This is a genomic window from Methylobacterium sp. J-001, from assembly GCF_022829565.1.
Lineage (GTDB): Bacteria > Pseudomonadota > Alphaproteobacteria > Rhizobiales > Beijerinckiaceae > Methylobacterium.
The window spans coordinates 45,487-68,204 of the sequence record NZ_JAKSYN010000227.1; the positions used below are offsets into that span (position 1 = coordinate 45,487).

23 protein-coding genes are annotated in these 22,718 nt (G+C 69.4%); 16 read left to right on the plus strand and 7 right to left on the minus strand.

Annotation, left to right across the window (positions count from 1 at the left end; all coding sequences use genetic code 11):
- Positions 1-38: 38 nt before the first annotated feature.
- From MKK65_RS29785 to rpsF, 3 genes are all read right to left on the minus strand, one after another.
- Entirely contained in the window at positions 39-1,073 is a 1,035-nt protein-coding gene (locus tag MKK65_RS29785; protein ID WP_243961805.1) for a hypothetical protein, read from the minus strand.
- A 129-nt stretch (positions 1,074-1,202) separates the two neighbouring features.
- Positions 1,203-1,460, minus strand: coding sequence for a 30S ribosomal protein S18 (gene rpsR / locus MKK65_RS29790; protein WP_091712669.1), 258 nt, complete (start codon positions 1,458-1,460; stop codon positions 1,203-1,205).
- Between the two features lie 3 nt (positions 1,461-1,463).
- Positions 1,464-1,931, minus strand: coding sequence for a 30S ribosomal protein S6 (gene rpsF / locus MKK65_RS29795; protein ID WP_243961806.1), 468 nt, complete (start codon positions 1,929-1,931; stop codon positions 1,464-1,466).
- A gap of 364 nt (positions 1,932-2,295) precedes the next feature.
- On the opposite strand from rpsF, the gene MKK65_RS29800 reads away from it, so the two are divergent.
- The 5 genes from MKK65_RS29800 (at position 2,296) to era (ending at position 6,262) form a co-directional block, all read left to right on the plus strand.
- Positions 2,296-3,045 carry a pyridoxine 5'-phosphate synthase gene (locus tag MKK65_RS29800; RefSeq protein WP_243961807.1) on the plus strand — a complete coding sequence of 250 codons (750 nt, stop codon included), beginning with the start codon at positions 2,296-2,298 and terminating at the stop codon, positions 3,043-3,045.
- Entirely contained in the window at positions 3,042-3,452 is a 411-nt protein-coding gene (gene acpS / locus MKK65_RS29805) for a holo-ACP synthase (RefSeq protein ID WP_243961809.1), read from the plus strand. Before MKK65_RS29800 ends, acpS begins: the two co-directional genes overlap by 4 nt.
- Before the next feature lie 250 nt (positions 3,453-3,702).
- Positions 3,703-4,503 (plus strand): signal peptidase I, encoded by an 801-nt coding sequence (gene lepB / locus MKK65_RS29810; protein ID WP_058194718.1) that lies wholly within the window; start codon positions 3,703-3,705, stop codon positions 4,501-4,503.
- The gene (gene rnc / locus MKK65_RS29815; protein ID WP_409565525.1) at positions 4,500-5,279 is read left to right on the plus strand and encodes a ribonuclease III; all 780 of its coding nucleotides are present in this window, start codon (positions 4,500-4,502) and stop codon (positions 5,277-5,279) included. The genes lepB and rnc overlap by 4 nt, the downstream gene beginning before the upstream one ends.
- Positions 5,276-6,262 (plus strand): GTPase Era, encoded by a 987-nt coding sequence (era, locus tag MKK65_RS29820; RefSeq protein WP_243961811.1) that lies wholly within the window; start codon positions 5,276-5,278, stop codon positions 6,260-6,262. Before rnc ends, era begins: the two co-directional genes overlap by 4 nt.
- 130 nt (positions 6,263-6,392) lie before the next feature.
- Here era and MKK65_RS29825 read toward each other — a convergent pair whose 3' ends face one another.
- Entirely contained in the window at positions 6,393-8,471 is a 2,079-nt protein-coding gene (locus MKK65_RS29825; RefSeq protein WP_243961812.1) for a prolyl oligopeptidase family serine peptidase, read from the minus strand.
- A gap of 265 nt (positions 8,472-8,736) precedes the next feature.
- Here MKK65_RS29825 and MKK65_RS29830 point away from each other — a divergent pair, with 265 nt between their 5' ends.
- The 5 genes from MKK65_RS29830 (at position 8,737) to MKK65_RS29850 (ending at position 13,665) form a co-directional block, all read left to right on the plus strand.
- A complete protein-coding gene (locus MKK65_RS29830) occupies positions 8,737-9,642 on the plus strand; it encodes a class I SAM-dependent methyltransferase (protein WP_243961813.1) in 906 nt (301 codons plus the stop codon).
- Positions 9,639-10,379: a pseudouridine synthase gene (locus MKK65_RS29835; RefSeq protein ID WP_243961814.1), complete on the plus strand. Its 741-nt coding sequence runs from the start codon at positions 9,639-9,641 to the stop codon at positions 10,377-10,379. The genes MKK65_RS29830 and MKK65_RS29835 overlap by 4 nt, the downstream gene beginning before the upstream one ends.
- A gap of 342 nt (positions 10,380-10,721) precedes the next feature.
- Positions 10,722-11,789, plus strand: a complete 1,068-nt coding sequence (locus MKK65_RS29840; protein ID WP_243961815.1) for a 30S ribosomal protein S2 — start codon at positions 10,722-10,724, stop codon at positions 11,787-11,789.
- A 116-nt stretch (positions 11,790-11,905) separates the two neighbouring features.
- Positions 11,906-12,832 carry a translation elongation factor Ts gene (tsf, locus tag MKK65_RS29845; protein ID WP_243961816.1) on the plus strand — a complete coding sequence of 309 codons (927 nt, stop codon included), beginning with the start codon at positions 11,906-11,908 and terminating at the stop codon, positions 12,830-12,832.
- A 491-nt stretch (positions 12,833-13,323) separates the two neighbouring features.
- Positions 13,324-13,665, plus strand: coding sequence for a hypothetical protein (locus tag MKK65_RS29850; protein WP_243961818.1), 342 nt, complete (start codon positions 13,324-13,326; stop codon positions 13,663-13,665).
- Here MKK65_RS29850 and MKK65_RS29855 read toward each other — a convergent pair.
- On the minus strand, positions 13,662-14,510 hold the full coding sequence (locus tag MKK65_RS29855) for a metallophosphoesterase family protein (RefSeq protein WP_243961820.1): 849 nt from the start codon (positions 14,508-14,510) through the stop codon (positions 13,662-13,664). The genes MKK65_RS29850 and MKK65_RS29855 overlap by 4 nt on opposite strands.
- A complete protein-coding gene (locus tag MKK65_RS29860) occupies positions 14,507-15,409 on the minus strand; it encodes a diacylglycerol/lipid kinase family protein (protein WP_243961821.1) in 903 nt (300 codons plus the stop codon). Before MKK65_RS29860 ends, MKK65_RS29855 begins: the two co-directional genes overlap by 4 nt.
- Positions 15,410-15,598: 189 nt before the next feature.
- On the opposite strand from MKK65_RS29860, the gene pyrH reads away from it, so the two are divergent.
- From pyrH to dxr, 4 genes are all read left to right on the plus strand, one after another.
- Positions 15,599-16,321 (plus strand): UMP kinase, encoded by a 723-nt coding sequence (gene pyrH, locus MKK65_RS29865; protein ID WP_058194814.1) that lies wholly within the window; start codon positions 15,599-15,601, stop codon positions 16,319-16,321.
- A 105-nt stretch (positions 16,322-16,426) separates the two neighbouring features.
- Positions 16,427-16,990, plus strand: coding sequence for a ribosome recycling factor (gene frr, locus MKK65_RS29870; RefSeq protein WP_058194709.1), 564 nt, complete (start codon positions 16,427-16,429; stop codon positions 16,988-16,990).
- A 19-nt stretch (positions 16,991-17,009) separates the two neighbouring features.
- A complete protein-coding gene (locus MKK65_RS29875; protein WP_243961822.1) occupies positions 17,010-17,867 on the plus strand; it encodes a phosphatidate cytidylyltransferase in 858 nt (285 codons plus the stop codon).
- Between the two features lie 19 nt (positions 17,868-17,886).
- Positions 17,887-19,065: a 1-deoxy-D-xylulose-5-phosphate reductoisomerase gene (gene dxr, locus MKK65_RS29880; protein WP_243961823.1), complete on the plus strand. Its 1,179-nt coding sequence runs from the start codon at positions 17,887-17,889 to the stop codon at positions 19,063-19,065.
- Positions 19,066-19,069: 4 nt separating this feature from the next.
- Here the strand turns inward: dxr and MKK65_RS29885 are convergent, their stop codons facing one another.
- Positions 19,070-19,708, minus strand: a complete 639-nt coding sequence (locus MKK65_RS29885) for a TetR/AcrR family transcriptional regulator (protein ID WP_243961824.1) — start codon at positions 19,706-19,708, stop codon at positions 19,070-19,072.
- A gap of 139 nt (positions 19,709-19,847) precedes the next feature.
- Between MKK65_RS29885 and MKK65_RS29890 the strand changes: the two genes are divergently transcribed.
- Together MKK65_RS29890 and MKK65_RS29895 are read left to right on the plus strand one after the other, a co-directional pair.
- Positions 19,848-21,092, plus strand: coding sequence for an HlyD family secretion protein (locus tag MKK65_RS29890; protein ID WP_243961825.1), 1,245 nt, complete (start codon positions 19,848-19,850; stop codon positions 21,090-21,092).
- A 59-nt stretch (positions 21,093-21,151) separates the two neighbouring features.
- On the plus strand, positions 21,152-22,681 hold the full coding sequence (locus MKK65_RS29895) for a DHA2 family efflux MFS transporter permease subunit (RefSeq protein ID WP_279597044.1): 1,530 nt from the start codon (positions 21,152-21,154) through the stop codon (positions 22,679-22,681).
- The last annotated feature ends 37 nt before the right edge of the window (positions 22,682-22,718 follow it).

Genomic DNA, 22,718 nt, shown 5'->3' on the forward strand with positions numbered 1-22,718 from the left:
TTTACTCCTTCAGTGGGTTGGCCTCAGGGGCCGGGGACTCAGGGCGCCGGGTTGTCCTTGGGACGACGGCGATTGAGGGCTGTGTCGGCCAGGCCGAACAGGGTGAGTGCCACCAGGGCGACGCCCTGGGTCACGAACAGGATCAGGTACATGCCGAACAGCATCAGCCCGCGCCCCGGCCGGCCGCGCGAGCGGTCGTGGAAGGCGGCAAGCCCCTGGAGCGCGAAGGCCGCGCTGAAGGCGCCAACCAGCGCGACGCCGAAGACGCCGATAAAGCCGGGGGCGAAGCACATCAGCACGGCGGCCGCCAGCGTCACCAAGGTCGCGCGCGGCATGGCGGTGGAGGGCAGATCGGGCCAGGGGCGGGGCAGCCGGCCCGAGATCTTCACGATCTTGGCCGAGGCCCAGAGATAAAAAGTCAGGAGCAGCGCGAGCCCATTGGCCGCGAAGGCCGGTACCACCCGTGCAAGGGCATCGGCGACTTCGCTGCGCGTCACCTCGGCCTCGTCCGAGTTGGTCTTCGGCGCCGCATCCGGCCCGGCAGCCGAGTCAGAGCCGGCATCGCCGGTATCGGCTTGCGGCGTCTCCGCATGGCGACTTTCGATCGTCGCGCGGGCTGCTGGATCGCGCACCTGCACCAGCGTGCGGGCGAGCCCGCGCAGCTGCGCGTCGAAGGCCGCGTGGTTCGGGGAGGAAAAGATCGCGATGGCGATGAAGGCGAGGGCGGCCGTGGCGGCGGTCCAGCCGAGCAACCGGCCGGTCGGGTACCATTCGAGGCCCGACGGTGTCTCGCGGCCGAGCAGCGTCAGGTAGGCCAGCCACCAAGCCGGCACGGCGATGTAGGCCGCGAAGGCGAGGCCCATGAAGGGCGCGATCGCCAGGGCCAGCGCCAAGCTGCCGGCTACCACCGCCGCGAGAGCGGCTTTGTGGCTCCACCCAAGGCCGACGATCAGGATCGGCAGCGGCGCTACGAGGTAGAGCACGATCGCTAGAGGGGTCGCCTTCAGCAGCACCCCGAACAGGAGTGCGGAGACGAGACCCGCGCCGATACCGATGCCGATATGGTTTGCCATGGGTTCCGCTGTCCCGCTGCCCGTCCGGCAGGGTTAGAGGCGACGCCGCGCCCCAACGATCGAGCGATGCCAGATCGCTCTTGATGAAAGCCGACCCGGACAGATGCCGGGCCGGCCGAGCTTAAAGACCTACTTGATCACGTACGGCAGCAGGCCGAGGAAGCGGGCGCGCTTGATCGCCTGGGCGAGCTCGCGTTGCTTCTTGGCCGACACCGCGGTGATGCGGGACGGAACGATCTTGCCGCGCTCGGACACGTAGCGGGACAGGAGCTTGACGTCCTTGTAGTCGATCTTCGGCGCATTCGCCCCGGAGAATGGGCAGGTCTTGCGACGACGGAAGAAGGGACGGCGTCCGCCGCCTGCACCAGCACCAGCACCAAATGCCATGGCTTAGGCCTCCCCGCCGAAGCTGCGCTCGGGACGATCACCACCGCGATCACCCCGGTCCGGACGGTCGCCGCCGAAGCCGCCGCCGCCACCGAAGCCGTCATCGTCACGACGCCGACCGCGCTCGCGATCCTTGCGATCGTCGCGGTCGCGCTTCTGCATCATCGCCGACGGCTCGGAATCGAGATCTTCGACCCGGACGGTCATGAAGCGCAGCACGTCCTCGGAGATCTGCATCTGGCGCTCCATCTCGGCGATAGCGGCCGGGGGCGCGTCGATGTTGAGGAGCGCGAAATGCGCCTTACGGTTCTTTTTGATGCGGTAGGCCAGGGACTTGACGCCCCACATCTCGATCTTCTCGAGGCGGCCGCCGTTCTGCTCGATCACACCCTTGTAGGTGTCGATCATCGTCTCGACCTGCTGGGACGTCACGTCCTGCCGGGCCAAGAGCACGTGCTCGTAGAGAGGCATATCGGGCCTTTCAGTGTCAAAAGGAGCCCGGCCGCTGACAAGCGGCTGGTTCGGGCCGGTTCATTCGCGAGACGCTCGGCGCCAAGCCCTTCGAGCCGATTTTCAGGCCCGAGCGGTTGATCGAAGGCGGAGACACCGGACGACGGATCGGTGAAGACCCTATGCCGCAAGCGGCACCATCCGTTCAGCCCCCGGCCGGAGCGAACGCGAGGGGCGGCGCATAATCGGTTTTTCCCGGGCTGGCAAGACCGGGGTGCCTCGACAGGCCTGTAAGCCGGCCCGTCTTGTCGGTGAGGCGCAACACCAGCATATCGGCGGTTCGAGGGCGCCTGCGGGACCGTGGCGGCCCGGGACGAATGAGCCCATGACCACCGATAAGCAGCGCCTCGGCGTCAACATCGACCACGTCGCCACCGTGCGTAACGCCCGCGGTGAGTCCTATCCCGACCCGGTTCGGGCGGCTCTGCTGGCAGTCGAGGCGGGAGCGGACGGCATCACCGCGCATCTGCGCGAGGACCGCCGCCATATCCGCGATCGCGATATTGCTGCGCTGAAGCGGGATCTAACGATCCCGCTGAATTTCGAGATGGCGGCGACGGACGAGATGGTCGCGATAGCCCGGGCGACTCGACCGCACGCCGCCTGCTTGGTGCCGGAGAAGCGGGAGGAGCGGACGACCGAGGGCGGGCTCGATATCGTCGGCGGACGCGATCACCTCGCCCCGCGCATTCGGGCCCTGGCCGCGGACGGTATTCGCGTCTCCCTATTCGTGGAGCCGGAGCCAGCCGTCATGGAAGCTGCGCGCGCGCTTGGGGCGCCGGTGGTCGAACTGCATACCGGAAGCTACTGCGAGGCCGCTGTGGAGGGCGATGCTGCGCGCCTCGCGCACGAGCTGGCGCGAATCAAGCGGGCGGCCGAGCATGGCGCCGCGCTCGGCCTCGAGATCCATGCCGGACATGGGCTGACGGTCGAGAGCGTCGGACCGATCGCGGCGCTGCCGCAGATCCGGGAACTGAATATCGGCCACGCGCTGATCGCCGAGGCGATTTTCGTCGGGCTCGCCCAGGCCGTTCGGGATATGCGCGCCGCCATGGATCGTGCGCGGCGCCCATGATCCTCGGCATCGGCTCTGACCTGTGCGACATCAACCGGATCGGTCGCGCGCTGGCACGCCACGGGGATCGCTTCACGCACCGGGTATTCACGGATGGTGAACGGGCGCGCTGCGACCGCCGCGCCTCCCGCGCAGAGGGATATGCCAGGCGCTTCGCCGCCAAGGAAGCCTGCGCCAAGGCTCTGGGCACCGGGCTGAGCAACGGCGTGTTCTGGCGCGATATGGAGGTGGTGAATCTGCCCTCCGGCCAGCCGACCCTGCGGCTTTCCGGCGGCGCGGCCGCGCGCTTGGCCGAGATGCTGCCTCCGGGCCATGAGGGCCGGTTGCATGTAAGCCTGACGGATGATCCGCCGATGGCTCAAGCCTTCGTGATCATCGAGGCTTTGCCGACGGTTCCGCCCGGTTGAGATCCGCGGCGATGGATTAGCCTGCCGCTCTCGCGCGTTGCGGGAGGCTCGCGCTTGGTCTAGACCGCCGCACCAGCGGACACGATTGCGGCGCATTCCTCGGGACAACCGCAGATCAGCCGCAAGCGGCGAGGCCCGGACTCGCGGGCGGCTGGCGTATGATGCAGAAAATGAAATCCGGTTTTCCGAAGCCATCATGCGATAACGGAAGCGCCGGAGCACGCTCCGGCGACGGAATCTGAGTCTGAATATGGAACGCGCACGCGTGGATCACGACGGCAAGCCGCTGATGAAACAGGCCGAGACCGGCACCTGGGCCAGCATCCGCGAGACCCTGAAGGTCGGCATCCAGGCGCTGCTGATCGCCCTCGTGGTGCGGACGCTGCTGTTCCAGCCGTTCAACATCCCGTCCGGATCGCTGGTGCCGACGCTGCTGATCGGCGACTACCTGTTCGTCTCTAAATATTCATACGGATATTCGAAGTATTCGCTGCCGCTATCGGAATACATTCCGATCCAGGCGGATGGGCGCGTTTGGGCGGCTGAGCCGAAGCGCGGCGACATCGCGGTGTTCAAGCTGCCCAAGGACAACGCGACCGATTACATCAAGCGTGTGATCGGCCTGCCGGGCGACAAAATTCAGATGATCGACGGTGTGCTCAACATCAACGGCAAGGCCGTCAAGCGCGAGCGGATCGCCGATTACGAGACAACCGATCCCTACGGCCAGGCGACCAAGGTCCCGCAATACATGGAGACGCTGCCCAACGGCGTCGTCCACCGGGTGATCGAGCGCGACGGCGACAACGGCTTCTGGGACAAGACCGAGCTGTACACCGTGCCGAGCGGCCACTTCTTCATGATGGGCGACAACCGCGACAACTCCACCGATTCGCGCGACCTTGCCAGCGTCGGCTACGTGCCCTTCGCCAACTTCGTCGGGCGCGCTGAGATGATCTTCTTCTCGATCGACGAGGGCACCCCGGCTTGGCAGCTCTGGAACTGGCCGGCCCATGTGCGCTGGTCGCGCCTGTTCTCGACCATCCATTGACCGGCCCGGACTTGGACGAGGCTGGACAGGCCCGACCGTCTTCCCGGGCGCGGCGTTCCCACAAGCCCAGGCCGCCGCTCAGCGTCCTGGAGGAACGGATCGGCCACAGCTTTGCCGACCAGACCCTGCTCACCCGGGCCCTGACCCACACCAGCAAAGCGACCGGTCGCAGCGGCAGTTACCAGCGCCTGGAATTCCTGGGTGACCGCGTGCTCGGACTCGCGGTAGCGGACCAGCTCTATGCCGCTTTTCCCGATGCGGACGAGGGCGATCTATCCCGTCGGCTCGCTGGCCTCGTGCGCCGGGAGACCTGCGCGGCGGTGGCCGCCTCCTGGGAGGTCGGGCCTCACTTGGTGCTCGGGCAGGGCGAGGTGATGGGTGGTGGCCGGCGCAACCAGACGATCCTGGCCGATGTCTGCGAAGCGATCCTCGGGGCGGTCTACCTCGATGCCGGCTTTGATGCGGCCCGAGTGATCGTCGAAGCGCATTTCCATCCGGCCGAGCCGATGGCGGCGCATCGCGGGCGCGATGCGAAATCCGCCCTGCAGGAATGGGCGATGGGCCGAGGCCTGCCGATCCCAGTTTATGCAGTGGTCGAGCGCACCGGCCCGGATCATGCACCGCGCTTCCGTATTGCTGTACAAGTCGAGGGGCTCGAGCCAGGCCACGGTGAGGGGACCTCGAAGCGTGTCGCCGAGCAGGAGGCCGCCCGTGCGCTGCTGGAGCGCGAGGGGATCGGAACCGTCCCGGAGACGGGGCCGACGGAGACAGCATGACCGAACACGATCACGACGATGGGCACGACGACTACCCTGTTGAGGGGCCGGCACCGAAGGCGCCGACGGCCCTCCCTGGCACGCCCGCCGATGCGCGGGCGGGCTTCGTCGCGCTAATCGGCGTACCGAATGCCGGCAAGTCGACGCTGCTCAACAACCTGGTCGGCACCAAGGTCTCGATCGTCTCGCGCAAGGTGCAGACGACCCGGGCGCTGGTGCGCGGCATCCTCATTGAGGGCTCGGCGCAGGTCATCCTGGTCGACACCCCCGGCATCTTCGCGCCCAAGCGCCGCCTCGACCGGGCGATGGTGCATTCCGCCTGGAGCGGCGCGGCCGACGCCGATGCGGTCTGCTTGCTGGTCGATGCCCGCAAGGGCATGGACGAGGAAGTCGAGGCGATCCTGAGCCGCCTCGGCGACGTGAAGCGCGAGAAGGTGCTGATCCTCAATAAGATCGATCTGATCCCGCGTGAGCGGCTGCTCGATCTCGCCGCCAAGCTCAACGCGGCCTCGCCCTTCGCCGAGACTTTCATGATCTCGGCCCTCAAGGGCGACGGTGTCGGCGATCTGCGCCGGGCGCTCGCCGCCCGGATGCCGGCCGGCCCGTGGCTCTACCCGGAGGATCAGGTCTCGGATGCGCCGCTGCGCATGCTCGCCGCCGAGATCACCCGGGAGAAGATCTACGACCGGCTCCACGAGGAGCTGCCCTACCGCTCAACGGTCGAAACCGACCAGTGGCAGATCCGGCCGGACGGCTCGGTGCGGATCGAGCAGACGATCTTCGTCGAGCGCGAGAGCCAGCGCTCGATCGTGCTGGGCAAAGGCGGCCAGACGATCAAGGCGATCGGCCAGGCGGCCCGCATCGGAATCTCCGAGGCGGCGGATGCCAAGGTCCACCTGTTCCTGCATGTGAAGGTGCGCGAGAACTGGGCCGACGACCCCGCCCGCTACCGCGAGATGGGCCTGGAATTCCCGCGCGGCTGAACCGGGTTTCCAAAGGGCTCAGCCCTTTGGCGGGGTTCAGGGGCGGAGCCCCTGATGCATCGGGCGGAGCCCGACGGCAGGGTTCCACCCTGCACCCGCAAAGGGTCGACGACCTTTTGAAACCAGGACTTCAGGCCTCCGGTACGTCCCAGCCGATCGAACGGCGCAGGAAGGTCAGGCCGAGCGCCAGGAACGCGGCCGTCTCGGCGTTGTCCTTGCCGTAGCCATGGCCGCCGGACGCGGGCTCGTAGAAGGACGCGTCGTAGCCCAGGGCGTTCAGCTTCCGCGCCATCTTGCGGGCGTGCCCGGGATGCACCCGGTCGTCGCGGCGGCTGGTGGCGAGCAGAATCGGCGGGTAGGGCCGGCCCGCCTCGGCCGCATGGTAGGCCGAGATCGCGCCGAGGAACGCCCAGTCCTGCGGGTCGTCCGGGTCGCCGTATTCCGCGATCCAGCTCGCCCCGGCCAGGAGCTTGGTGTAGCGGCGCATGTCGATCAGCGGGATCGTGCAGAACAGCGCCCCGAACCGTTCCGGATAGCGGGTCAGCATGTTGGCGATCAGCAGGCCGCCATTCGAGCCGCCCTCCGCGGCGATCCGGCCCGGCCGGGTCACGCCGCGCGCCACGAGATCGGCCGCGACCGCGGCGAAGTCGTCATGCGCCCGGGCCTTGCCCTCCCGCCGCCCGGCATCGTGCCACCGTGTGCCGAACTCGCCGCCGCCGCGGATGTTGGCGACGACGCTCGTGCCGCCCCGCTCCAGCCAGAGCTTGCCCAAGACCGGCTGGTAGCCCGGCAGCAACGGAACCCGGAAACCGCCATAGGCGGTGAGGTACAGCGGCGCCTCGCCGGTCAGCCCATCCGAGCCGGTCTGAACGTAGGGAACGCGCGTGCCGTCCAGCGAGACCGCCTCGTGGCGCGTCACCCGCAGGCCCCGCGCATCGAAGACCGCTGGGGTTCGCCGCAGCACCGTGGGCGCTTCGAGGCTCGGCGGGATGCTGAGCAGCGTCGCGGGCGTCACCGGGTCGTGCACGGTCGCGAGCAACGTACCGTCCGACTCCTCTGGGTCGCCATCCAGGGGCCAGACATGGACGCTGCCCAGGGTCGGTAGCCCGTCCAATGGTCGCGTCGTCCATCCCGCTTCGGTATGCTCGCAAACCGTGTAGGTCGGCCGCAGGTCATCGAGCGCGTGCACGAACAGGCGTCCCGCCGACCAGAACACGTCCTGGAGCGCCCGACGCTCGTCCGGCCGCCACAGCACCGTGAAAGCGCGGCTGCCGGCGAGAAAGTCGGGTAGGGCGATTGCCAGAACGGTGTCGGTCGCGTGCTCGACGCCGCCCACGTGCCAGGGCTGGCGCGGCCGCACGGCGATCTGGTTCCGGTCGATCTGCACGTCGGCGTCCGAGGGCAGGTCGAGCTGCGTGCGTGGCCCAGTCCGGTCGCCGAGGTGGATCGTCGTGTCGAAAAAGCCGACCTGCTCGATGAAGATGAGCCGCTCGACGCCGGTCTCCCGGTCGACGGAGCCCCACGCGGCCATGCTGGTTTCAGCCACGTCGTACAGCACCGCGGCGGCGTGCAGATCCGAGCCGCGCGACAGTGCCCGGATGGTCCGCGGATAACCGGCGCGCGTGGCCATGCCGTCGCCGTAGGCACTGGATACCAGCAGCGTGTCGCGGTCGAGCCAGGCCGCGCCGCCCTTCGCCTCCGGGAGGACGAAGCCGTCCGCCACGAAGCTGCGGCTGCTCAAATCGAACTCGCGCACGACCTTGGCGTCGCCGCCGCCCCGGCTGAGGGACAGCAGGGCGCGGTCGTGACCGTCCTTCAGGACCGAAGACCCGGCCCAGACCCAATCCTCCCCCTCGGCGGTGGCCAGGGCGTCGAGGTCGAGCAGGATGTCCCACGCGGGCGAATCCGTGAGGAAGCTCGTCGCGTCGGTCCGTCGCCACAGGCCGCGCGGATGCTCGGCATCCGTCCAGAAGTTGTAGAGCAACCCACCCCGGCGCGAGACGAACGGGATGCGCTCCGGCCGGTCGAGGATGGTGCGCGCGGTGTCGCGGTCCCGGGCGAAGGCGGCATCGCCGTAGCGCGCCAGGGTCTCGGCGTTGCTCGCCTCGACCCACGCCAGGGCCTCCGGCCCGTCGATCTCTTCCAACCAGAGGTAGGGATCGTCGTCCGGGTGCTGAAGGGTCGGGCGCGGATCGATGGGAGCAGTCATGACCGACAGGATAGACCCGTGTTCGGGGATTCGGGAACCGCGCCGATGGCGCAGGGGGAGCAAGGAGGTAGAGGCTCGCCCGCGGTGGACGGACAGCCGTGTGGCCGGGGCCGCCCCGTCACCCGGGACGACCAGGAGGCTGGGCTTTCGGAGCTATTGCAGCTAACAGGCGACGTTCCCCCCGGATGATCCGAGTCGGGCGCGGGTTTCCCGCTCCTCGGTGGATTCGCGTTCCGGTGCCGGCACTCAAGATCCCGAATATCTCATGCGCCATGCCGTCTACGGCCTGCCGCCGGTGGACCTCGCCGAGGTTCCCGGTGACGCCGTCCAGGTTTCTCCGCTCATTCCCGGCTCTGCCCGGCTCGAGGACCTGCCCGACGGCAGCCTTGACGCCGCGACCGTGCTGGCGCCGCCCGGCACGGTCGAGCGGCGCTACGTCCTCGCCCATACGTTGCGGGCCCTCGTGCCCGGCGGCCGGATGATCGCGCTCGCCCCCAAGGACCGGGGGGGCGCCCGGCTGGCCAAGGAGCTGGCGGCCTTCGACTGTCCCGCCGCGGACGAGCCGCGCCGCCACCACCGGATCTGCCGGCTCGCGCGGCCGCCGGAACCGGCCGGGATCGGCGCTGCGATCGACGAGGGCGGGCCGCGCCACGTCGATAATCTCGCCCTGTGCACGCAGCCCGGCATCTTCTCCTGGGACCGGCTCGATCCCGGCACGGCGCTGCTCCTGGCCAATCTCCCACCGCTGAAGGGGCGGGGGGCCGATCTCGGCTGCGGCCTCGGGATTCTGTCCCGGGCGATTCTGGGCGCGCCCGCCGTGACCGCGCTGACGCTGGTCGAGGTCGATCGGCGCGCGGTCGAGATGGCGCAGCGCAACGTCGCCGATCCCCGGGCCACGATTGTCTGGGCCGATATCCGGGTGGCGGGCACGGTGCCGGGGAGCCTCGACTTCGTCGTCATGAACCCGCCGTTCCACGATGGCGGGACCGAGGACCAAGCCCTCGGCCGCACCTTCATCGCCCGGGCCGCGGAGGCACTGCGGAAGGGCGGCACCTTGTGGCTCGTGGCCAACGCGCATCTGCCCTACGAGACGGCCCTCGGGGCGGCGTTCCGCGACGTCTCGGTGACGATCCAGTCCGGTGGCTACCGGGTCTACGAGGCGCGCAAATGACGGCTGTGAAGTCCGTCCGCCTCGACAAGCTGCTCGCCAATCTCGGCTACGGGTCGCGCCGCGAGATCCAGGGTTTGGCGCGCGCCGGCGCGATCCTGTTGGACGGCGCGGAGGTGCCCGATGCCGGCGACCGGATCGCCCTCGGCGCCGATCTCCCGAGCCGGCTGACCATCGACGGCGTGCCGGTCGATCCGCTGCCGGGCCTGTGCCTGATGCTGCACAAGCCGCTGGGCGTGACCTGCTCGCACAAGGAGGCCGGCCCGCTGGTCTACGGGCTGCTGCCCGAGCGCTGGCGCCGGCGCGACCCGCCGCTCTCCACGGTGGGGCGCCTCGACAAGGAGACATCCGGCCTGCTGCTGCTCACCGATGACGGCGCGCTGCTGCACCGGATCATCGCCCCCAAGGCGAACGTGGCGAAGCGCTACCGGGTCACCCTGGACCGGCCGCTCGACGGCACCGAGGCGGCGACCTTCGCGTCCGGGGCGCTGATGCTGGAGGGCGAGGAAAGGCCGTTGCTGCCGGTGCAACTTACGGTTGAGGATCCCACCCATTGCGCGGTGACGCTGACCGAGGGGCGCTACCATCAGGTGCGCCGGATGTTCGCGGCGATCGGCAACCATGTCGTGGCGCTGCATCGGGACCGGGTCGGAGGGCTCGACCTGCCCGCGGACCTGCCGGCCGGGGGATATCGGGTGATGGCGCCGGCGGATGTCGCAGCCGTGTTCGGCGCCCCTTAATTCGAAATTCGGCCCGGCTTGCCGTGCGCCATCTCTGCGCGGTCTCTTCGACGTGATGGCGTAGCCTTCGAAGAATTGCCGGTCGCCGCCGCCAAGGTTTCCGTAACCGGCGAAGAACTGCAACGCGGCCCTGGCATGCGGTCGTCAGGTCCGGTGTCGACAGGATGCCTGTGACCGTCGCGTCGCCCGAATCCTTGCATCCGGCCCCGGGCTCTGCTAAGCGCCCGCCCATCCCACACGCGGAGCCGGCCTCATGCCTGAATGAGGCGTCTTCCGGTGGCCGTCCGAATCTTCGGGCGGCTGCATCCCTCCGCGGCGGATCCAACCGGAGAGTACAAAGATATGGCCGTCGATTTCTCTATGCGTCAGCTCCTCGAGGCGGGCGCCCATTTCGGTCACCAGTCGCACCGCTGGAACCCGAAGATGCAGCCGTACATCTTCGGCACCCGCAACAACATCCACATCATCGACCTGGCCCAGACCGTGCCGGCGCTGCACACGGCCCTCCAGGCGGTGAGCGACACCGTCGCCAAGGGCGGTCGCGTGCTGTTCGTCGGCACCAAGCGCCAGGCGGCCGACACGATCGCCGACGCCGCCAAGCGCTCGGCTCAATACTACGTCAACTCCCGCTGGCTGGGCGGCATGCTCACCAACTGGAAGACCATCTCGGGCTCGATCTCGCGCCTGCGCAAGGTCACCGAGACGCTGGAGACCGGCGGTCCGGGCCTGACCAAGAAGGAGCGCCTGATGCTGTCCCGTGAGAAGGACAAGCTCGAGAAGGCGCTCGGCGGCATCAAGGACATGGGCGGCGTGCCGGATCTGCTGTTCGTGATCGACACCAACAAGGAGCAGCTGGCGATCAAGGAGGCGAACCGCCTCGGGATCCCGGTGGCTGCCATCGTCGACACCAACTGCAACCCCGACGGCATCACCCACATCGTCCCGGCCAACGACGATGCCGGCCGCGCCATCGCGCTCTACTGCGACCTGATCGCCAAGGCCGCCATCGACGGCATCTCGCGGGCGCAGGGCTCGTCGGGCCTCGATCTCGGCGCCTCCGAGGAGCCGCAGGCCGAGGAGCTGCCGGCCGACGACGCCGCTGCCGTCTCGGTCGAGTCCGACGCGCTCGATCCGGCCGACGTGGCGATGCTCGCCGAGACCACCGAGCATTTCGAGCTGCTCGCCGCCCCGCGCGGCGCGCCGGACGACCTGACCAAGCTGCACGGCGCGGGCCCGCAGATCGTGCAGAAGCTCAACGACGCCGGCATCTACCATTACTGGCAGATCGCCGCGCTGACCCCGGACGAGGTCGCCAAGGTCGATTCCGACCTGAAGCTCAACGGCCGCATCGACCGCGATTCGTGGGTCTCGCAGGCCCGTGGCTTCGTCGAGGCCGCCGCCGCGGTCTGAGTCTCGGTCCGTCGCGGCGCCCCGTCATCGGGGCGTCGTGAAACCAAGCATACCGGGCCCGGCCGCTCACCCGCGTGCCGGGCCTCTCTCATCCAGACCATACGAAAGGGACCGCCATGGCCAACATCACCGCCGCGATGGTGAAGGAGCTCCGGGAGAAGACCGGCGCGGGCATGATGGACTGCAAGGGCGCGCTCAACGAGACGCAGGGCGACATCGAGGCGGCCATCGACTGGCTGCGCAAGAAGGGCCTCGCCAAGGCCGCCAAGAAGGCCGGCCGCGTCGCCGCCGAGGGCCTGGTCGCCGTCGAGTCCGCCGGCCATCACGCCGCGATCGTCGAGGTGAATTCCGAGACCGACTTCGTCGCCCGCAACGACGCCTTCCAGGCCTTCGCCCGCGAGGCCGCCAAGATCGCCCTGAACACCGACGGCACCCTGGAGGGTCTCCAGGCCGCGAAGTTCCCGGGCGCCACCGAGACCGTCTCGGAGAAGCTGCAGAGCCTGATCGCCACCATCGGCGAGAACATGAACCTGCGCCGGGTCGCCAAGCTCGAGGTGAAGAAGGGCGTCATCGCCTCCTACGTCCACAGCCAGATCGCCGACGGCCTGGGCAAGATCGGCGTGCTCGTGGCGCTCGAATCCGAGGGCGATGTCGAAGCCCTGTCGGCGCTCGGCCGCCAGATCGCCATGCACGTCGCCGCCACGAACCCGGTCGCGCTGGACGCCTCCGGTGTCGACGCCGCGACCCTGGAGCGCGAGTCGAACATCCTGCGCGAGAAGAACGCCGGCAAGCCGGATCACGTGCTCGCCAAGATCGTCGAGAGCGGGCTGAAGAGCTACTACAAGGAGGTCACCCTTCTGGAGCAGCCTTTCGTGCATGACGGCTCGAAGACGGTCAGCCAGGTGCTCAAGGAAGCTGCCGGCAAGGTCGGCGGCCCCGTCGCCCTGACGGGCTTCGTCCGCTACGCCCTGGGCGAGGGCATCGAGAAGGAAGAGGGCCCGGACTTCGCCACCGAAGTCGCCCAGCAGGCCGGACGCGCCTGATCTTTTCGGACCCTTGGGCCGAGAACCACGAGACCCCGTCCGGCGCGAGCCGGGCGGGGTTTTCTTTCGTATCGTGACGACGGCATCGGTGAGAGGGCAGGAGACTGGTTGGGAGCGGCGGGTTGGATGGCGTTTGGCCAGACAGAAATCCGCCTCATCGCGACGATCTGTGTCGATCACACCACCCAGGATGGAGCGCGGGCCCCTTCTTTCGTGTGTGCCACGACGTCCACGCATCGCTGCCGGATGAGGGCCAAGGCCAGCCCCAAGCGCGTCTCCCTCCCCCCTCTGCGGGGGAGGGTGGGCCGGCCGTCAGGCCGGGTCGGGAGAGGGGAACCCGGCTTTAGAACGACATGCAGCCTTCATGAGGGCCACAGCCTCATTCTGCACCGTCGCTAAGGGGGAGGGAGAGCCGCAGTGTCTCTCGTGTCTTCTGCCGACCTCGATGGGTGAATCCGCAAGCCCGCACGGGAGAGGGGGCGCCTGGTGGCTTGCACAAACTGGAGAGCGAACATCGTAGCCCGTGCGGGCGGGGGCTTCGCTTCGCGAACTCAACAGCACCGCCGGACCCATCGCTTGCGCCGCAATCGGGTTTGTTGAGAAGACGCAAGCCATTGCCGGGACATATCATTCCGGCCTGGTTCACGCTGCGCCCCGCATCGAGAAAACCTAATCCCACCCGCCTGGTGTTGCAGCGCACACCCGGTTCGGCACAGCCGCACTACATCTCGTTCATGGCAATGAAATCCTTCTCCTACCTGATGATCGGCGTGTTCGCGTCCGGCCTCGTCATGACGCTCCTCGGCTCCGTCGGGCTCTTCAGCGGAAGCTAAAACATCGGCGCCGGCATTACCGCTTCTGGGCCTGCCGGCGCCGCATCGACCCAGGCATCACCGTCCCACAGCCGGACCCGCACGGCGGCGCGGCCTTCCGTAACGGTGATGCGGTTGTAGGCGTTGGGCTCATTGCCCCGCAGCCGCGTCGAGGTCGCTGAGCCGGCCTGGACGGCTAGCAACCGCCCCGGGCGCGATCCGGCCGAGCCCCGGCAGAGCGTTTCGGGTTCCGAGCCCTCGATCTCGGCGTCGCGGGCGTAGTGCCGGTGCAGGTGCCCCGCCAGCGTCAGGCCGACGCCGCAGCGGCGGAACACCGTCAGGGCCCGATCGGCGCCCCCGACCATCCGGGCTTTCGCGTCCCAGGGGGGCGGCAGAAACGGGTGGTGGCCGACGACGATCTTGAACAGATGACCGGGCATCGCCGCGAGCCGCGCCTCGGCCCGGGCGATCTGGCTGCGGCGGATCGCGCCGTGCGACCAATCCGGCTCTGGCGCCCAGCGCCGCACCGTGTTCAGGCAGACGATCCCGATCTCGGCATCTTGGAAACAGGGCTCGGTCTCGGCCGCGATGGCGCGCCGGTAGCGGGTGAAGGGATACACGAAGCGCTGGACCAGGCGGAACGGCGAGATGTCGTGGTTGCCCGGCACGCCGATCCAGGGCGGCGCCAGCCGATCGAGGAAGGCCCGGGCCTGCGCAAATTCCGAAGGCCGCGCGGCCATGGTGAAATCCCCCGAGACGACGATCATGTCGGGGGCGTCGGCGTTCAGCTCGCGGACCAGGGCCTCCACCACCGCTGGGTCGGTGCGGCCGAAATGCAGGTCGGAGATGTGGCTGATCCGTCTCACGGATGGTCGCCCGCTCTCGGCACGATCACCGTCAGCGCCTGCCGGTGGATCCGGTAGCGCAGGGGCGCAGGGATCAGCGCCATCTCGCCGTCATTCATGACCCGGAGCGCCCGGGTCTCCGACGCGATGGTCAGGTTGGCCGCCGGCAGCCGCTCGATGTCCGGCAGGCGCCGCCAGTCGCCCAGGGCGAAGCCGAGTGCGAGGCGCAGGGTTCTCCACGGAGAGAGGTGCGCCAGGACGTAGAGCGTCAGCTGCGCGGCATCGACCGGCGCCCGCACCAGCACGCGGCCCGGCCGCTCGACGTAATCGCCGATGACCACCGCCAGCAGCCGGAACCGCCAGGTCCGGGGCGTGCCGTCGATCGTGCCGGTCACGGTGAGTCGCGGATATCGGCCGAGATGGCGCAGCACCCCCAGGACCCAGCGCAGCAGGCTGCGCAGGCCGACATGCCGGCGATGCGCCTCCCGGTGCCGCGTCACCCGGGCGGGCAGGCCGAGCACGGAGTTGATCAGGAACGTGCGGCCATTGACCTCACCGACATCGATCCGTCGCCGGGCCCCGGAAGCGAGAGCCGCGATCGCGCCGTCGATATCCAGCGGGACGCCGAGGTCCCGGGCCAGAAAATTCATGGTGCCCAGCGGCAGGATGCCGAGCGGCGTCGTCTTGCCGATCAGGGCCGCGGCCGCGCACGCGATGGTGCCGTCGCCGCCCGCCACCACCAGGGCGTCGATATCCGGTTCCGACGCGGCGGCGGCGATCCGCACCGGTAGGGGTGCACCCCGGTCGGCCTCGCCCAGGGGCTCGATCCCGGCCGCGACCAGCTTCTCCCGGATCGCCTCCGGCGTCGTGCCGGACGCCACCGCGCCGGAGGCGCCGTTGATGACGAGTGCGATGCGCATGGAATCCCGGGCGTCCATCCCGATGGCGGGTCCCGCTCCTCTGCCAAAGCTGCACGTCGATCGCATGTCGGTGGCGAATCGTCCCCGTGATCCCCGCCCGGATCGCGCCCCGGCCCCTCGACGCCGCCTCTGCGGCTGACGTAGAAGCCTCGCGGGTTCGGGGGACGCGGTATGGAGCCGGAGATCGAGATGCCGGAAGCGACGCCGTTTCGCCGGATCCTCCTCAAGCTGTCGGGCGAGGCCCTGGCCGCCCCGGACGGCTACTGGCTCCATCCGCCGACCTTGGCGGCCCTGGCCGACGACATCGCCCGCACCATCGAGGCCGGGGCCGAGATCGCCATCGTGGTCGGCGGCGGCAACATGATCCGCGGCGCCCGCATCTCGGCAGCCGGCTGGATCGACCGCGCCACGGGTGATTCCCTGGGCATGATGGCCACGGTGATGAACTCGCTGGCGATCGAGACCGCGCTCAACGCCGCGGGCGTGCCGGCGCGAACCATGTCGGCGGTGTCGATGCCGACGATCTGCGAGACCTATGCCCGCCAGCCGGCCCTGCACCACTTGGACAAGGGCCAGGTGGTGGTGCTCGCCGGCGGCACCGGCAACCCGTTCTTCACCACCGACACCGCCGCGGTGCTGCGCGCCGCCGAGCTGCGTTGCGACGCCGTGCTCAAGGCCACGCAGGTCGATGGCGTGTACTCGGCCGACCCCAAGAAGGACCCGACCGCCACGCGCTACGACCGCCTGACCCACGACGAGGCGATCGCCCGCGACCTCAAGGTGATGGACACCGCGGCCTTCGCGCTCGCTCGCGAGAGCCGGCTGTCGATCGTGGTCGGCTCCCTGCACCCGCCGAGCTCGATCGCCGGGATCCTGTCCGGCGAGGCGCCCTCGACCCTCGTGGCGCCCTGACCCGGCAGCCCTAGAGGTTTGCGGCACCGGGAAAATTCCGCCATTGAGGCCGCGACTGCCCGTACCGGGCGAGAAGACAACGTCAGACGTGTCGGGACGACCATCATGGCCACACCGGAATTCGACCTCAACGACATCAAGCGCCGCATGCAGGGCGCGGTCGCGGCGCTCTCCAAGGATCTCGGGTCCCTGCGGACCGGCCGGGCCACGCCGTCGCTGCTCGACCCGATCCAGGTCGACGCCTACGGCTCGTCGATGCCGATGGCACAGGTCGCCACCGTGAGCGTGCCGGAGCCGCGGCTCCTGTCGATCTCGGTCTGGGACCGCAGCATGGTCACGGCCGTCGAGAAGGCGATCCGCGAATCCGATCTCGGCCTCAACCCGCAGACCGAGGGCCAGACCATCCGGCTGCGCATCCCCGAGATGAACGAGCAGCGCCGCAAGGAGATGGTCAAAGTCGCCCACAAGTATACCGAGGAGGCCCGCGTCGCCGTGCGCCACGTCCGCCGGGACGGGCTCGACCACCTCAAGAAGCTCCTGAAGGACAGCGCCATCTCGGAGGACGACGAGAAGCGTCAGGCCACCGACGTGCAGAAGGCCACCGACCAGTTCATCGCCGATATCGACGGCGTGCTGGCCGCCAAGGAGAAGGAGATCATGCACGTCTGAGGCGAAGGCCGAGACGCGCGTGACCCCCACCGCCACTCCGGCCGCGCGCCCCTCCGGGCGCCGCGAGCTCTGGCTGCGCGTCGCCTCGGGCGTGGTGCTGGCCCCCGCGATCCTCGCGGCCCTCGTCTATGGCGGCTGGCCCTTCGCCGGGATCTGGCTCGCCGCCGGCATCATCGGCTTCGCCGAATGGATGGTGATGAGCCGGACCGAGCCCCGCGAGGTCCTGATCGCGCTGGGCGCGGCGACGCTCGGCGCCCTTTTGCTGTGCCAGCGCGGCGGCGCCCCAGCGCTCGCCTGCATCGCGGTGCTGCTCCTCGGGGCCGCGGCCTGCGCCACGGTGGCGCGCACCGGCTTCGGCCGGGTGCGGGCGCTCGCCGGCGTGCTCGGGGCGGCTTCCATCGCCTCGGTGCCGGTGGCCCTGCGCGACGATCCCGGGATCGGCCTGATCGGGCCGGCCTGGATGTTCGCCGTGGTCTGGTCCACCGACATCGCCGCCTACTTCGCCGGCCGCAAGATCGGCGGCCCGAAGCTCATGCCCCGGGTCTCGCCCAACAAGACCTGGTCGGGGGCCATCGGCGGCCTGATCGGTGCGGTCGCGGCCGGCTCGCTGGTGGCGGTGGCCGCCGACCTCGCCGGGCTGGACCTGCCGAGCGCCGCCTCCCTGCCGGTGGTGGCCGGCGTCAGCGCCCTGGCCTCCGTGCTGAGCCAGGCCGGCGACCTCTTGGAATCCGGCCTGAAGCGCCGCTACGGGGTGAAGGATTCGGGCAAGATCATCCCGGGCCATGGCGGCGTCATGGACCGGCTGGACGGATTTTTCGCGGTGGCCGTGTTGGCCGGGCTCTATCTCGCCCTGCGCGGAAGCGGTTTCATCCCGTGACGATGAGGGAGTTTCACCCGTGACCCAGATCGTCACCGTCTTCGGCGCCACCGGCTCGATCGGCCGCTCCACCGCCGACCTGCTCGCCCAGCACCCGGATCGGTTCCGCACCGGCGCCGTGGTCGGCGGACGCGACGCGGTCGCGCTCGCCAAGGTCGCCCGCGAACTCGGCGCCACCTTTGCGGCTCTGGCCGACGAGACCGCCGGCCCGGCTTTGGCCGAGGCGCTCTCGGGCAGCGGCATCCCCAACGGGGCGGGGGAGGGCGCCGTCATGGAGGCGGTGGCCCGCGACGCCGACATCGTGGTCGCCGCGGTGAGCGGCGCGGCCGGGCTGAAATCCACCCACGCCGCCCTCCGGCTCGGCCGCACGGTCGCGCTCGCCAACAAGGAGAGCCTGGTCTGCGCTGGCGACGCCTTCATGCGCGACGCCGCGCGCTACGGCGCCACGATCCTGCCGATGGATTCCGAGCACGACGCGCTCAGCCAGGCGCTGGCCGGCCGGCCGCTGGCGGATGTCCGCACCATGATGATCACGGCGTCGGGGGGGCCGTTCCGGACCTGGACCCGCGAACGGATCGCCGCCGCCTCCGCCACCGAGGCCGCGGCCCATCCGACCTGGTCGATGGGCATGAAGATCAACATCGATTCGGCCAGCCTGATGAACAAGGGCCTGGAGCTGATCGAGGCGCACCACCTGTTCGGCATCGAGCCGGAGCGCCTGGACGTGGTCGTGCATCCGCAATCGGTGATCCACGGCCTGGTCTACTGGCTGGACGGCGCCGTCACCGCGGAGCTGGCGCTCCCCGACATGCGCGTGCCGATCTCGCATTGCCTCGGCCTCGGCGACCGCCTGACCATCGACCGGGGCCGCCCCCTGGACCTGGTCAAGCTCGGATCGCTGACCTTCGAGGCGGCCGACGAGGCGCGCTTCCCGTGCCTGCGCATCGCCCGGGCGGCGCTCGCGGCCGGCGGGGCGGCACCCACCGTCATGAACGCCGCCAACGAGATCGCGGTGGCGGCCTTCATCGCCGGCCGGATCGGTTTCTACGGGATCAGCGACCTGGTCGAGCGGGCCTGCGGGCACTTCGCCGGACAGTACCGGACCGCGCCCGCCGACGTCGACGAGGCGCTGGCCATCGACGCCCATGTCCGGGTCTGGAGCGCCGAGGCCCTGCCGGAGCTACGCGCGGCCGGCTGAGGCTTCAGCGGTCCGCCCCGTACCCAGCCAAGAACACCCGCACCGCCTCCGCCACCTGAAACTTTTTCCGGGCGTCGTCGGCCATGCCGCCGGCGGCGAAGAGGAGGCGGGTCAGGAGGCCCGCCAGGCAGAGATGCAGGAAGTGCTGGGCCGCGAGGGTCGTGTCCGGGATGCGCAGCAGGCCGCCCTGGACCTGCGCGTCGAGGTAAGCCGCCAGCCGCGCGACGCCGCGGGCCGGGCCGGCGTCGTAATAGACCTGCCCGAAATGCGGGAACTTCTCGCAGACCCCGATCACCATGCGATGCACCGAGATATGTTCCGGCTTGGACATCTCGGCGAGGAAGCTCATCCCCAGCCGCGTCAGCACCGCCGGGACATCCGTGTCGGCCGGGTCGAATATGAACAGCGTCTCGGCCAGGCTGGTCTTTTCGACGATGATGAGGGCCTCGAACAGCGCCTCCTTGCTGTCGAAGTAGACGTAGAGCGTGCCCTTGGAGACCCCCGCGGCCCGGGCGATCTCGCCCATGCTGGCCCCGTCGAACCCCGATGCCAGGAACACCCGGCGGGCGCCGTCGAGGATCTGCCGCCGCTTGTCGCCCTCGATCTGCGACGGTCCCCGCTCCAGCACCACGCCCTGATCCATCACCCTGCTCCGCGTCCGAGACGCCGCCTCGCTTGACCGAACCGTTCGGTCAATCTAGCCTGAAGGCAGATTCGATGTGCGTCAAGGCGCGTCCGAATCATTGACCGAACGGTTCGGTCAGAGGTCCAGAGGCGCTGAGATGTCCCTTCGCGAAGATGGCGACCGGCCCGCTGCCGGCATCGAACGTATGGACGACGCGCAGGCCGAGGGGGCGACCCCGGCCCCGGCGCAGCCCCGGGTCACTGAGCCCCCTGTCGCGACGGCCCCGGCTGCGCCGGAACCCGCCCGGACCAGGAAACGCCCGGTCAAGCGGATGCTGCTGCTCGGCCTCCTGACGGCGGCGTTGTGTGGCGGCGCCTACGAGGGCTGGCAGTGGTGGAGCGTCGGGCGGTTCTTCATCGCGACCGATGATGCCTACGTGCAGGCCGATATCTCGATCCTGGCCGCCAAGGTCTCGGGCTATCTCGAATCCGTGCCCGTGGTGAATGGCATCTCGGTCAAGAAGGGCGACGTGATCGCCAAGCTCGACGACGGTGATTACCGGCTCGCGCTCCAGGCCGCGCAGGACAAGCTCGCCACGCAGGAGAGCACGATCACGCGGATCGCCCGGCAGGTCGAGGCCGCGCAGGCGCAGGTCGCCCAGGCCGCCGCGCAGATCGATGCGACCCGCGCCGATGCCGTGCGCGCGCAGGCGGATTTCGCCCGGGCGACCCAGATGCAGGCGGATTACGTCGCCAAGTCGCGGATCGACCAGGCCCGCGCCGACCGGGATCGGACGGAAGCTTCGGTGAAGGGCATGGAGGCCGGCCTCCTGGCCGCCCGGGCCAATGTCGACGTGCTCGCGGCCCAGAAGCGCGAGGCGGAGCGGCTCTCGGCCGAGCTGCGCACCGCGGTCGACCGCGCCCGGCGCGACCTCGACTTCACGGTGATCCGCGCGCCCTTCGACGGCGTGATCGGCAACAAGGCGGTCGAGGCCGGGGCCTACGTGGCGCCGGGCACCCGGGTCGCCGCCCTGGTACCGCTCCAGAGTGTGCGCATCGACGCGAACTTCAAGGAGACGCAGGTCCAGCGCATGCGCCCCGGCCAGCCGGTGATCGTGACCGTGGACGCCTATCCGGATCGCGAGATCGAGGGCGTGGTCGAGTCGTTCTCCCCGGCCTCCGGCTCGGTGTTCAGCCTGTTGCCGCCGGACAACGCCACCGGCAACTTCACCAAGATCGTCCAGCGCCTGCCCGTGCGGGTGCGGGTGCCCGAGGCGGTCGCGCGTGAGGGCCTGCTGCGGCCGGGCCTGTCGGTGGAGGTGCGGGTCGATACCCGGGCCGGCACCGACCGGTCGGTCCTCGACCACGCCGAGAACCGGCGCTTCGACGCCGCGAGCCGCTGAACGCCTCCGTGGCCGCAACCGCCGTCATCTCGGCCGGAGCCCCGGCCGCCGACCCGCCGATGGACCGCCGTCGCATGGTGGCGTTCTTCTGCATGGTGTTCGGGATGTTCATGGCGATCCTGGACATCCAGATCGTCTCGGCCTCGCTGAACGAGATCCAGGCCGGCCTCTCGGCCTCCGGGGACGAGATCCCCTGGGTCCAGACCAGCTACCTCATCGCCGAGGTCATCTCGATCCCGCTGTCGGGCACCCTGTCGCGGGTGCTCTCGACCCGCTGGATGTTCGCCCTCTCGGCCGGCGGCTTCACGCTGATGAGCGTGATGTGTGCGACCTCCTCGTCGATCTCCGAGATGATCGTCTGGCGGGCCGCGCAGGGCTTCATCGGCGGCGGCATGATCCCGACCGTGTTCGCGGCCGCGTTCACGATCTTCCCGCCCTCGAAGCGCACCATCGTGTCGCCGATGATCGGCCTCGTGGCGACGCTCGCCCCGACCATCGGGCCGACGATCGGCGGCTACCTCACCGACCTCATGTCCTGGCACTGGCTGTTCCTGATCAATGTGGTGCCGGGCATCGCGGTGACGATCTCGACCTGGATCCTCATCGATTTCGACAAGCCGAACTACGACCTGCTGAAGGCGTTCGACTGGGCGGGGCTGGCCTTCATGGCGGGCTTCCTCGGCTGTCTCGAATACGTCCTCGAGGAGGGGCCGAACCACGACTGGCTGCAGGATGAGGCGGTCTTCACCTGCGCGATCATCGGTGGCGTCTCGGGGCTGCTGTTCTTCTGGCGCGTGTTCACGGCGAAGCAGCCGATCGTCGATCTGCGTGCCTTCTCCGACCGCAACTTCGCGAGCGGCTGCGTGGCGAGCTTCGTGCTCGGCATCGGTCTCTACGGGCTGACCTACATCTACCCGGTCTATCTCGCCCGGGTGCGCGGCTACTCGGCGCTGATGATCGGCGAGACCATGTTCGTCTCAGGATTGTGCATGTTCGCCACCGCCCCGATCGCCGGCCGGCTCTCCGGCAAGGTCGATCCCCGGATCATGATGGGGATCGGCTTCGTCGGCTTCGCCTGCGGCACCTGGATCGTCACCGGGCTCACCAAGGACTGGGACTTCTCGGAGCTGCTGTGGCCGCAGATCCTGCGCGGCTGCTCGCTGATGCTCTGCATGATCCCGATCAACAACATCGCGCTCGGCACCCTGCCGCCGGCCCGGATGAAGAACGCCTCCGGGCTCTACAACCTCACCCGCAACCTCGGCGGCGCCGTCGGCCTGGCGCTGATCAACACCGTGCTCAACGCCCGTTGGGACCTGCACCTCGCCCGGCTCCACGAGCGCTTCACCTGGGCCAACGACGCCGCGCTGGAGCGCCTCGATTCCATGCAGCGCGGCTTCGACGCCTTCGGCAGCGCCGCCCCCGGCATGGCGCTCAAGGCCATGTCCAACACGGTGCGGATCCAGGGGCTGGTGATGGCGTTCGAGGACGTGTTCCTCGCGCTCACCGTGCTGTTCCTGGCGATGGCCTGCGCCGTGCCGCTGATCCGCCGACCCCGCGCGGCCGCGGGCGGAGGTGGGGGGCACTGACGGTTTCCGGGGCGCGGGGCCGAGGAACGCGGGGGAT